The sequence below is a fragment of the Pseudomonas sp. C11 genome (assembly GCF_034683865.1).
Classification (GTDB): Bacteria; Pseudomonadota; Gammaproteobacteria; order Pseudomonadales; family Pseudomonadaceae; genus Aquipseudomonas.
Genome location: NZ_JAWIIP010000001.1, coordinates 447,157 through 459,302, shown reverse-complemented (window position 1 = coordinate 459,302; position 12,146 = coordinate 447,157). Strand labels below are relative to the sequence as shown.

Annotated in this window: 7 protein-coding genes; 6 read left to right on the top strand and 1 reads right to left on the bottom strand. The window is 65.3% G+C overall.

Going from position 1 to position 12,146, the window contains the following annotated elements:
* Positions 1–67 precede the first annotated feature (67 nt).
* On the bottom strand, positions 68–880 hold the full coding sequence (xthA, locus tag VC352_RS02000; RefSeq protein WP_322977898.1) for an exodeoxyribonuclease III: 813 nt from the start codon (positions 878–880) through the stop codon (positions 68–70).
* 125 nt (positions 881–1,005) lie between these two features.
* Here xthA and VC352_RS01995 point away from each other — a divergent pair, with 125 nt between their 5' ends.
* The 6 genes from VC352_RS01995 (at position 1,006) to VC352_RS01970 (ending at position 12,117) form a co-directional block, all read left to right on the top strand.
* Positions 1,006–1,650, top strand: a complete 645-nt coding sequence (locus VC352_RS01995; RefSeq protein WP_322977897.1) for a GNAT family N-acetyltransferase — start codon at positions 1,006–1,008, stop codon at positions 1,648–1,650.
* Between the two features lie 128 nt (positions 1,651–1,778).
* The gene (locus VC352_RS01990; protein WP_416340067.1) at positions 1,779–3,446 is read left to right on the top strand and encodes an autotransporter assembly complex protein TamA; all 1,668 of its coding nucleotides are present in this window, start codon (positions 1,779–1,781) and stop codon (positions 3,444–3,446) included.
* A gap of 8 nt (positions 3,447–3,454) precedes the next feature.
* Positions 3,455–6,979, top strand: a complete 3,525-nt coding sequence (locus tag VC352_RS01985; RefSeq protein WP_416340066.1) for a translocation/assembly module TamB domain-containing protein — start codon at positions 3,455–3,457, stop codon at positions 6,977–6,979.
* 137 nt (positions 6,980–7,116) lie between these two features.
* Positions 7,117–7,617 (top strand): thiol peroxidase, encoded by a 501-nt coding sequence (gene tpx, locus VC352_RS01980; RefSeq protein WP_322977894.1) that lies wholly within the window; start codon positions 7,117–7,119, stop codon positions 7,615–7,617.
* A 160-nt stretch (positions 7,618–7,777) separates the two neighbouring features.
* A complete protein-coding gene (locus tag VC352_RS01975) occupies positions 7,778–9,028 on the top strand; it encodes an MdtA/MuxA family multidrug efflux RND transporter periplasmic adaptor subunit (protein ID WP_322977893.1) in 1,251 nt (416 codons plus the stop codon).
* Positions 9,025–12,117, top strand: a complete 3,093-nt coding sequence (locus VC352_RS01970; RefSeq protein ID WP_322977892.1) for an MdtB/MuxB family multidrug efflux RND transporter permease subunit — start codon at positions 9,025–9,027, stop codon at positions 12,115–12,117. The genes VC352_RS01975 and VC352_RS01970 overlap by 4 nt, the downstream gene beginning before the upstream one ends.
* Positions 12,118–12,146 lie beyond the last annotated feature (29 nt).

The following is a 12,146-nucleotide window of genomic DNA, read 5'->3' as shown; positions in this document are numbered from 1 at the left end:
AGGGTGGAGATGCCGCGCAGATTAAGTCAGCCAGATTGCAGGGATGTGACGGCTCGCCGCTTGGCGATCAGCTCAGTTCCAGCCAGATCGGCGCATGGTCGGAGGGCTTTTCCATGCCACGGAGGTCGTAGTCGATGCCGGCCTCCTTGAGGCGCGCCTGTAGCGGCTGGCTGGCCAGGATCACGTCGATACGCAGGCCGCGCTTGGGCTCGTCCTCGAAGCCACGGCTACGGTAGTCGAACCAGCTGAAGCGGTCGTTTACCTCGGGGTGAAGGTGCCGGAAGCTGTCCACCAGGCCCCAGTTCTTCAGGGTCGCCAGCCATTCGCGTTCCTCCGGCAGGAAGCTGCACTTGCCGGTCTTCAGCCAGCGCAGGCGATTGGGTTCGCCGATGCCGATGTCGCAATCCTCCGGGCTGATGTTGATGTCGCCCATCACCACCAGCGCCTGCTGCGGGTCGAAGCGTTCCACCAGCAGTTGCTGCAGATCGGCATAGAAGCGCTGCTTGGCGGGAAACTTCACCGGGTGGTCGCGGCTCTCGCCTTGCGGGAAGTAGCCGTTCATCACGGTGACGGGATTGCCCTGAGCATCGGCGAAGGTGCCATAGATGAAACGCCGCTGGGCGTCGTCTGCATCGCCCGGGAAGCCCTTGTGCAGGCTCAGCGGTTCCTGACGCGAGAGCAGGGCGACGCCGTAGTGGCCTTTCTGCCCGTGGTAGTGCACGTGATAACCGAGCTGGCGAATCTCGCTTTCCGGGAACTGCTCGTCGGCTACCTTGGTTTCCTGCAGACCGATCACGTCCGGCTGATGCTTCTCGATCAGCGCTTGCAACTGGTGAGGTCGGGCGCGCAGGCCATTGATATTGAACGAAACGATTTTCATCGGCGGCGATCCCTGAAGGCAAAAGGCGATGCTAGCCGATCCGCTCAGGCGACGGCCAGCGCCTGGCGGGATGGCCGGGGCGCTGCTAGGTTGCCAGTAAGGCCCCCAAACCAACAGAGGTCGCCATGCCCCATCAAGGATCTGCCGAAGTTCGCATGCTCGATTCCGGCTACGCCCGGGAAGTGCGCTCCGTTCTCTATCATGCCTATCGCCACGAACCGACCTTCGCCTATTTGTTCGAGGCCGAGCGTCCCGGTTTCGACCAACGGGTGCGCGCCACCGTGCGCGAGTTGGTCAAGCAGCACTTCGCCGAGGATCTGCCAGCCATTGGCCTGTTGCTCGATGACCGTCTGATCGGCGCGGCACTGATCGCGCCGCCGCAGCGCCGCCTGGACATCACCGAGAGTTGGCGCTGGCGCCTGGGCATGTTGCTGACCACCGGGTTTCGCTGCACGCGCCGCTACCTCGACTATCACGATGCAGTGATCGCCTGCCTGCCGCCAGGCCCTTATCACGTATTGCCGCTGATCGGCATTCATCCGGAATTCCAGGGCCAGCAGCGCGGCGAGCAACTGCTCGAAGCGCTGCACGCCTGGTGCGCCGAGGATGCCGGCTCGCAAGGGGTGGTGCTGGATACCGGCAATGCCCGTTATCTGGACTTCTACCGTCGCCAGGGCTACGAGGAACTGGGCGAACTGGCCATCGGGCCGGTGGTGGAACATGTGTTCTTTCATCCCAACCCGCAGCCACTGACGCTCGCCGGAGCCTGAATCCGTGTAAAGAGGTTGGCGCTGCGGTGCTCTGGCGCGGGGCGCGTGACGTGGTAGCATCCCCCGCCATGAGCATCTATGGACAGGTTCGGCGTGCCCTGTTGCTCCTGCTTGTCAGTTCCACGGCCATGGCTGCCGGTGAACTCGAGGTGCGGGTCACGCCAGCCAATTCGGCCCTGAAGGCCAATATCGAAGGTTATGTCGGAACACTGGATGGGCGTGATCGCCAGGCCTTGCGCCGGATTCGCCGCATCGCCGAAGCCGAGGCGCGCAAGGCCGCCGAGGCGCTGGGCTACTACCAGGCGCGCATCCGCAGCCAGATCGAAGACGGCGAGACGCCGCGGCTGATCCTCGAGGTCGAGCCCGGCGAACGTGTGCGCCTGCGCAACGTCGATATCCGCATCGAAGGCCCGGCCAGCGAGATGAAGGCGTTTCGCGTGCCGGCCAGCAGTCGCCTGCAGCCTGGCGCCACGCTGCATCATGGGCGTTACGAGGATGCCAAGCGGCTGATTCAGAATCAGGCTGCGCGTTATGGTTTCTTCGATGGCAAGTTCACCCGCCAGCATCTCTCCATCGATCCAGCCGCCGGTGTCGCCGACATCGAACTGGTCTACCAGAGTGGCCCGCGCTATCGCCTGGGCGATATCGCCTTTACCGGCGACTTCCCATTCGACGACGAGTTGCTGCGGCGCATGGTGCCGTTCAAGGCCGACACGCCCTATGACTCCGAACTGATCGCCGAGCTGTATCAGGCGCTGCAGTCCAGCGGTTACTTCGAGTCGGTACGGGTCGACGCGATTCCCACGCAAGCCGAGCAGTTGCGCATTCCCGTCAGCGTCGCCTTGCAGACACGGGAACCGCGCACGCTTGGGCTTGGCCTGGGCTTTTCCACCGATGTCGGGCCGCGTCTGCGCGGTAGCTGGACACGCCACTGGCGCAATCCGCAGGGGCACAGCTACGGGGTGGAGATGGAGCTGTCGGCACCACGGCAGAACGTTGGCCTGTGGTACGACATACCCGGTGATCCACCCTTGACCGACAAGCTGCGTATCGCCGGCGGCTATCAGTACGAAGAGCTGGCCAGCAACGACAGCCTCAGTCGCCTGCTCACCTTCGGCCCGGAATGGCACAGCCAGCGCCCCGGCGGTTGGCAGCGGGTGCTGTCGGTGAAGGCGCAGCGCGAAGAATATCGTCTGGGTGACGATGCGGGCCTAAGCACCTTGCTGATGCCTGGCGTCAGCTACTCCCTGCTGCGCAGTGACAACAAGCTCGATCCGAATCGGGGCTATCGTCTGCAGTTCGATCTGGCTGGCGCGGTCGATGGCGTGCTGTCCGATGCCAACGTGGTGCACGGCAACGTCATGCTCAAGGGGCTGACCACGCTGTTTGACAATCACCGTTTCCTCGGGCGCGTGCAGTTCGGCGGCACCGAAACCAACGGTTTCTCGGCCGTGCCGCCGTCGCTGCGCTTCTTCGCCGGTGGCGATCAGAGCGTGCGCGGCTACGACTACCAGAGCCTGTCGCCGGAGAATGACCGTGGCGACAAGATCGGCGGTCGCTATCTGGTCGCTGCCAGCGCCGAATACCAGTACAGCCTGACTGACAAATGGCGCCTGGCAACCTTCGTCGACCAGGGCAACGCCTTCAACTCGCTGGAGTTCCCCACCCTGAAAACCGGCGTCGGCTTTGGCATCCGTTGGGTGTCACCAGTTGGCCCGCTGCGCCTGGATCTGGCTCATGCGCTGGACGACGATGGCGGTATCCGCCTGCACTTCTCCATGGGGCCGGAACTGTGAGATCGGTGCTGAAGTGGTCGTTCGGCGGTTCGTTGGTGCTGCTGGTGCTGCTCGTGGCCATTGGCGGGTTGCTGGGTAGCGCTGCCGGTAGTCGCTGGCTGCTGGCGCAGGTGCCGGGATTGCAGGTGCAGGGCTTCGATGGGCGCCTGGGCGGTGCCTGGCGTGCCGACAGCCTGCTCTGGCAACAGGGCGAGACGCGGGTGGTGCTGCAGCAGGTGGATATGGCCTGGTCGCCGTTGTGCCTGCTGCGCCTGACCTTGTGCCTCGACCGGCTGCACCTGGAGCAGGCGGCCGTGGATCTGCCGACATCCGAATCGAGCGACAATAGCCCGCTGCAGTTGCCGGATCTCGCTTTGCCGCTGCGCGTGCAACTGGGTGATATCCGTCTCGGCGAATTGCGTCTGGACGGGCAGGCGCAGCTCAGCGCCTTGAGCCTGGTCGCGCAGTGGGACGAGGGCGGCGTGCACCTGCAACGTCTGGCTGTGCAACGCGATGAACTGAGCCTGGAACTGAGCGGCGAACTGACCCCCAGCGCCGGCTGGCCGATGACCCTGAGCGGGCGCGCGCAGTTGCCCGCTGTCGACGGCCAGCCCTGGAACCTGGCGTTGCAGGTCGCTGGCGAGCTGCAGCGCAGTCTGAAGCTGCAGGTCGACAGCAGCGGCTATCTCACGGCGCGCCTGGTCGGCCAGGTGCAGGCGCTGGCAGAGAACCTGCCGGCCGAGTTGCAACTGAGCAGCGATGCCTTCAGCGCCAGTGCCGACTTGCCGTCCACGCTGCAATTGCAGCAACTGAAACTGCGTGCCCAGGGCGACCTAGCCACGGGTTATAGGGTCGAGGGTTCGGCCAGCCTGCCGGCCGAGCAGGCGCCGATGGCGTTGCAGTTACTGGGGCGAGTGGATGCGCGCGGCGCGCAGATCGAGACGCTGCGCATCCAGGCCGATGAGCAGCAGCACCTGCTGGTGCAGGGCACGCTTGATTGGCAGGAGGCGTTCGGCGTCGAGGCCAGACTGGCCTGGCAGGACTTCCCCTGGCAGCGCCTGTATCCACTGCAAGAGCCATTGCCTGTGAGCCTGCAACAGGCGCAGGCCGAACTGAGCTACAGCGCAGGCAACTACCTGGGCAATTTTTCCGCGCAATTGCAGGGGCCGGCCGGCGCCTTCAGCCTGAGCGCGCCGTTCAGCGGTGATCTGCAGCAGGTGGCCCTGCCGCAGTTGCAACTGGTGGCCGGTCAGGGGCGTGCCGAAGGTGTGCTCAAGCTGGGCTTCGCCAATGGCATCGACTGGCAGGCGATGCTGCAACTGAGCGCGCTCGATCCTGGTTACTGGCTGGCGCAGATGCCGGGCAATCTGGCGGGCCCGCTCAACACATCGGGGCATTTCGAGGCCGGCAAGCTGCGCGCGCAGGCCGATATCGACATCAGCGGTCGCCTGCGTGGTCAGCCCGCGCAGCTACAAATCAAGGGCGACGGTGCCGAGCAGCAGTGGCAACTGCAGCGCCTGTTGCTGCGCCTGGGCGATAACCGGGTGAGCGGTCAGGGCGCCGTGGATCAGCGCCTGCGTGGTCAGTTGGAGGTTGCTCTGCCGCGCCTCGGGCAACTGTGGCCGGGTCTGCAAGGGCAACTGCAGGGGCAACTGAGCCTGGCCGGTACGCTAGAGGCGCCGCAGGGGCAGGCGCAGTTGACCGGCGAACGCCTGGCGTTTGGCGATCCCAGCCTGCGTCGCCTGCAGGTGCAGGCCAGCCTGGATGCTCGTCAGCAGGCTCTGGTGGTGCTCAATTTGCGTGGCATTCGTATCGGCGATACCTATCTGGGGCGCCTGGAAGGCAAAGGGCAGGGCGATATACGCCGCCAATCCCTGCAGCTCGATCTGCAGGGGCCGTTGCTGAATCTGCAACTGGCTGCGGACGGCAATTTGAGCGAGCAGGGCGACTGGCGCGGGCGCATCGCCAGCGGGCAACTGCGCAGTGGCGGGCAGGATTGGCAACTGCAGCAGCCGGCTACCCTGGAACGGCTGGCCAGCGGGCGTCTGAACCTGGGCGCGCATTGCTGGCGTTCCGGGCCTGCCAGCCTGTGCGGCGGGCAGCAGCGCCTGGCGCCGCAGCCGAGTCTGGACTGGACACTGGAAAACTTCCCGCTGGCCAGCCTGCAACCCTGGCTGCCGGATGATTTCGCCTGGCAGGGCCAGCTCGATGGCCAACTCAAGGTGGAACTGCCCGACAGCGGGCCGAACGGCCGCATTCGTCTGGACGCTGGCGCGGGCACGTTGCGCATTCGCCAGGTCGAGCAGGATGAGTGGCTGGACTTCGCCTACGACACATTGAGCCTGGACAGCCAACTGCGGCCCCAGCGTGTCGACACCGAGCTGAGCCTGCAAGGCCGTCTGCTGGGCAGCGGCAGCCTGGGCGGGCATCTGCTGGCGCCGCAGATCAATGGCCAACTGCGCCTGGAAGACGGCGAGCTGTCCGGTAGCGAGTTGCCGCTCAGCCTGGAGGATCTGCAACTGCAGGCGTTGATTGCCGGCGAGCGCATGCAGCTCGCAGGCAATTGGCGCAGCGGCGAGGCCGGGCGGGGCAATCTGCGTGGTGAGCTGGATTGGCAGGACGGCCTGAGCGGCGACCTGGCCGTGCAGGGCCAGCGCTTGCCGCTGAACGTGGAGCCCTACGCCAAGCTGGAGGTGGAGCCGGATCTGCAGTTGCGCCTGCGCCAGCAGCATCTGGCCATCAGCGGCAAGGTCGGCATCCCCCGTGGCGACATCAGCGTGCGTGAGCTGCCCGCGTCGACGGTCAAGGTTTCCGGCGATGCCCAGGTGGTTGGCGAGGCGCCGAGCGCCGAAGAGCAGGCCATGGGCATCGCCATGGACGTGACGGTCGAGGTCGGCCAGGACAAGCTGGCGTTCAGCGGATTCGGCCTCAGCGCCGACCTGCGCGGGCGCGTGCATATTGGTGATGATCTGGATACGCGCGGCGAACTGGATCTGGTCAACGGTCGCTACCGGGCTTATGGCCAGCGCCTGACCATCCGCCGGGCGCGCCTGCTGTTCGCCGGCCCGATCGATCAGCCATTCCTCGACGTCGAGGCCATTCGCCGGGTCGACAACGTGGTCGCGGGCCTGCGTTTGTCCGGTAATGCCGAACAGCCCAGCACCACGATTTTCTCCGAGCCGGCGATGAGCCAGGAGCAGGCGTTGTCCTACCTGGTGCTCGGGCGGCCGATGGGGCAGAGCAGTGGCGACAACAACATGCTTGGCCAGGCGGCGCTGGCACTGGGGCTGGCCGGCAGTTCCTCGCTGACCACCAGCCTCGCTGGCAGCCTGGGCATCAAGGACTTCCAGCTCGACACCGAGGGCAGCGGCATCACCACCAGCGTGGTAGCCAGTGGTGCGATCACCGATCGCCTCAGCCTGCGCTATGGTGTGGGCGTGTTCGAGCCAGCCAATACCATCGCGCTGCGCTACGAGCTGACTCGCAAGCTGTACCTGGAGGCTGCCAGCGGTCTGGCCAGCTCGCTGGATCTGTTCTACAAGCGCGATTTCTAAATCCCTACTCGGCCTCCGGTGTATCGGCAGCGCTTCTGCGCTAGGCTGATGGGCTGGTCGGGTCGTGACCTGCCATCTGTTGCGGATGCAGCAGTGCGAATCGGCCCTTCAACACCCTCACTAAAAGGAAACTCCTCATGGCGCAAGTCACTCTCAAAGGCAACCCGGTTCAAGTGGACGGCCAACTGCCGCAAGTCGGTCAGCAAGCCCCGGCGTTCAGCCTGGTCGGCGGCGATCTGAGCGATGTCACCCTGGCCAGCCTGGCAGGCAAGCGCAAGGTGCTGAACATCTTCCCGAGCGTCGACACCCCGACCTGCGCGACCTCGGTGCGCAAGTTCAACGGCGAAGCCAGCCAACTGGCCAACACCGTGGTGCTGTGCATTTCCGCCGACCTGCCGTTCGCCCAGGCACGCTTCTGCGGCGCCGAAGGCCTGGAGAACGTGGTTAACCTGTCCACCCTGCGCGGTGCCGACTTCCTCAAGAACTACGGCGTGGCCATCTCCAGCGGCCCGCTGACCGGCCTGGCCGCACGTGCCGTAGTCGTGCTGGACGAGCAGGACAAGGTGCTGCACACCGAGCTGGTCGCTGAAATCGCCAACGAGCCGGACTACGCTGCTGCTCTGGCTGCGCTCAAGTAAGCGCGGTCTCGTTTCGCAAACGGCCTGCCATGCAGGCCGTTTTCGTTTCCGCTCAAATAGTTGGTTACGTAAGTCCTGCGTAAAAAGCGGGTAAATGGGCTTTGCTTGATGGGGGCCTGTGCTTATCGTTGCGACTCCCGATTGCGTCGACCTTGTGAACATGCCTGATATCAGCTCCTCTTCGCCCTCCCGCAAACCCTCTCGCCAGTGGCTGATCGGCCTCGTCCTGCTCGCCGTGCTGGGCGTGCTGCTCTGGTGGTTCTGGCCGAGCGCGCCAAAATCGCAGCACATGGGGCGCGGTCCCTTTGGTGACATGGGCCCGGTGCCCGTGCGCCTGGCCACGGTGGAGCAGGGCGACTTCGCCATCACGCTCAAGGCGCTGGGCACAGTGACGGCCTACAACACGGTCAACGTGCGCTCGCGGGTTGATGGCGAACTGGTCAAGGTGTTGTTCGAGGAAGGACAGAAGGTCAAGGCCGGCGATTTGCTCGCGGTAATTGATCCGCGCTCCTATCAGGTGGCCTTGCAGCAGGCCCAGGGCGCCCTGCAGGAAAACCAGGCGCAGTTGCAAAACGCCGAACTGGATCTGGCGCGCTACAAAGGGCTGTACGCTCAGGACAGCATCGCCAAGCAGACCCTCGACACCCAGCAGGCCCTGGTCAACCAGTACCGTGGCAGCCTGAAGAGCAACCAGGCGGATGTGGCCACGGCCAAGCTGAACCTCGATTTCACCCAGATCCGTGCGCCCATCTCCGGGCGCCTCGGCCTGCGTCAGCTGGACATCGGCAACCTGGTGCGCAGTGGCGATACCACGCCGCTGGTAGTGATTACCCAGACCGAGCCGATCTCGGTGATCTTCACCTTGCCCGAGGGCGATCTGCCTGCCGTGCTGCAGCGCCGCCGCGACGGCATCAGCCTGGCCGTCGAGGCCTGGGATCGCGGTGAGATACTCAAGCTGGCCACGGGCACCCTGGAAAGCCTGGACAACCAGATCGACACCGCTACCGGTACGGTGAAGCTCAAGGCGCGCTTCGACAACGCCGAGCAAATGCTCTTCCCCAACCAGTTCGTCAACGTGCGTCTGCGCGTGGACAATCGCCCGGGAGCGACCATCGTGCCGTCGGCGGCCGTGCAGTTCGGCAACCAGGGCACCTTCGTCTATGTGGTGGACGCCGAGAGCAAGGTCAGTATTCGTCCGGTGGTCATCGCCGCCAGCGATGCCGAGCGTAGCCTGGTCAGCAGCGGCGTCGAGCCCGGCGAACGGGTGGTACTGGAAGGCACCGACCGCCTGCGTGACGGTGGCAAGGTCGAAGTGATCGAGCGCAGCAACCTGCCGGCCGGCGACGCCAGCCAGGTCGAGCAGGGCGCCAAGCACAGTGCTCAAGGCCGCGCCGCACGGAAAGACGCATGAATATTTCCCGCCCGTTCATTCTGCGGCCGGTCGCGACCACGCTGCTGATGGTGGCGATCTTTCTCGGCGGCCTGATCGCCTACCGCCTGCTGCCGGTATCGGCGCTGCCGGAGGTGGACTACCCGACCATCCGCGTGCTGACCCTGTACCCCGGTGCCAGTCCGGATGTGATGACCAGCGCCGTGACCGCGCCGCTGGAGCGCCAGTTCGGCCAGATGGCCGGGCTCAAGCAGATGTCCTCGACCAGCTCCGGTGGCGCCTCGGTCATTACCCTGCGTTTCAATCTGGACGTCTCCCTGGCGGTGGCCGAGCAGGAAGTGCAGGCGGCGATCAATGCCGCGAGCAATCTGCTGCCCAATGATCTGCCGGCGCCGCCGGTATACAACAAGGTCAACCCGGCCGATACGCCGGTGCTGACCCTGGCGGTGACCTCCAAGGCGCTGCCGTTGCCGCAGGTCAACGATCTGGTCGATACCCGCCTGGCACAGAAACTCGCGCAGACCAGCGGCGTCGGCCTGGTCACCCTGGCCGGCGGCCAGCGCCCGGCGGTGCGCATCCGCGTCAATGTCGAGGCGCTGGCCGCTTATGGCCTGAGCCTGGCCGACGTGCGCAGCCTGATCACCAGCAGCAACGTCAACCAGCCCAAGGGCAACTTCGATGGCCCGACCCGCGTCTCGCAGCTCGATGCCAATGACCAGCTCAAGTCGGTGGACGAATACCGCGACCTGATCCTCACCTACAAGGACGGCGCCGCGCTGCGCCTGCAGGATGTCGCGCAGATCGACGACGGCGCCGAGAACGAGCGTCTGGCGGCCTGGGCCGACCGCAACCAGGCCGTGCTGATCAACGTGCAGCGCCAGCCGGGGGCCAACGTCATCGAGGTGGTCGACCGCATCCAGGCGCTGCTGCCGCAACTGACCAGCACCTTGCCGGCCAGCATCGAGGTGCAGGTGCTGACCGATCGCACCCAGACCATCCGCGCTGCCGTGCGCGACGTGCAGCACGAGTTGCTGCTGGCCATCGCCCTGGTGGTGATGGTGACCTTCCTGTTCCTGCGCAAACTCTCGGCCACGCTGATTCCGTCGATCGTGGTGCCGCTGTCGCTGATCGGCACCTTTGCCGTCATGTACATGGCTGGCTTCACCATCAACAACCTGACGCTGATGGCGCTGACCATCGCCACCGGCTTTGTGGTGGACGATGCCATCGTCATGCTGGAGAACATCGCCCGCCACCTGGAGGAGGGCGAGACGCCGCTCAATGCCGCGCTCAAGGGCGCCCGGCAGATTGGTTTCACCCTGGTCTCGCTGACCCTGTCGCTGATCGCCGTGCTGATTCCGCTGTTGTTCATGGCCGACGTGGTGGGCCGACTGTTCCGCGAGTTCGCCATCACCCTGGCGGTAGCCATCCTGATTTCCCTGGTGGTGTCGCTGACCCTGACACCGATGATGTGCGCGCGCCTGCTCAAGGTCGAACGTGCCGGCGAGGAGGGGCGTTTCCACCAGGCGGCCGGGCGTTTCATCGACGGCATGATCGAGCGCTACGGCGTTGGCCTGCAGTGGGTCCTCAGGCATCAACCGCTGACGCTGCTGGTGGCCGTGGCCACCATGGGGCTGACCGTGGTGCTGTACCTGGCCGTGCCCAAGGGCTTCTTTCCGGTGCAGGACACCGGGGTGATCCAGGGTATTTCCGAGGCACCGCAGTCGATTTCCTTCAGCGCCATGAGCGAGCGCCAGCAGCGTCTGACCGAGGTGATCCTGCGCGATCCGGCGGTGGCCAGCCTGTCCTCGTACATCGGCGTCGATGGTGACAACCCGACGCTCAACAGCGGGCGCCTGCTGATCAACCTCAAGCCTCACGCCGAGCGTGACGTCACCGCCAGTGAAGTGATCGAGCGTCTGAGGCCCGAGCTGGCCAAGGTGCCGGGCATCGAGCTGTTCATGCAGCCGGTGCAGGATCTGACCATCGAGGATCGCATCAGCCGCACCCAGTTCCAGTTCAGCCTGGAGTCGCCCGATGGCCAGTTGCTGGAAACCTGGACGCCACGCCTGGTCGAGGCGCTGCGCCAGCAGCCACAGCTTACCGACGTGGCCAGCGACCTGCAGAACCGTGGCCTGCAGGTGTATCTGGACATTGACCGTGATGCCGCCTCGCGCCTGGGCATCAACGTCGGCGATATCGATGACGCGCTCTATGACGCCTTTGGCCAACGCCAAATCAGCACCATTTACACCCAGTCCAGCCAGTACCGCGTGGTGCTGGAGAGCCGCGACGGTGGGCGCATCGGCACTGCAGCGCTGCGCCAGATCCATGTCGCCACCGGCGATGGCCAGCAGGTGCCGCTGTCCTCGTTGGCGCGCATCGACGAGCGTCCGGCCAGCCTGCTGATCAACCATATCGGCCAGTTCCCGGCGGTGACCCTGTCGTTCAACCTGGCGCCCGGTGTGTCGCTGGGCGAGGCGGTGGCGGTGATCGAGCAGGTGCAGCAGGACATCGGCCTGCCCGGCGCCATCGACAGTGAGTTCCAGGGCGCCGCCGAGGCCTTCCGGGCCTCGCTGTCGTCCACGCTGCTGCTGATCCTGGCGGCCATCGTCACCATGTACATCGTGCTCGGCGTGCTCTACGAGAGTTATATCCACCCGGTCACCATCCTCTCCACGCTGCCGTCGGCGGGCGTCGGCGCCTTGCTGGCGCTGCTGCTGACCGGCAATGACCTGGGCCTGATCGCCATCATCGGCATCATCCTGCTGATCGGTATCGTCAAGAAGAACGCCATCATGATGATCGACTTCGCCCTGGAGGCTGAGCGCAATCAGGGTATGACGCCCGAGGCGGCGATCTACCAGGCGGCGCTGCTGCGCTTTCGGCCGATCCTGATGACCACGTTGGCGGCATTGTTCGGTGCGGTGCCGCTGATGCTGGCCTCTGGCTCCGGTGCCGAGCTGCGTCAGCCGCTGGGCCTGGTGATGGTCGGTGGTCTGCTGGTTAGCCAGGTGCTGACGCTGTTCACCACGCCGGTGATCTACCTGTACTTCGATCGTCTGTCGCGCCGTTTCAGCGGGCGCAGCGCCGCCGGAGTCGCGGTATGACCCCCCGTCGTAGGAGCGGCTGGCGAAGC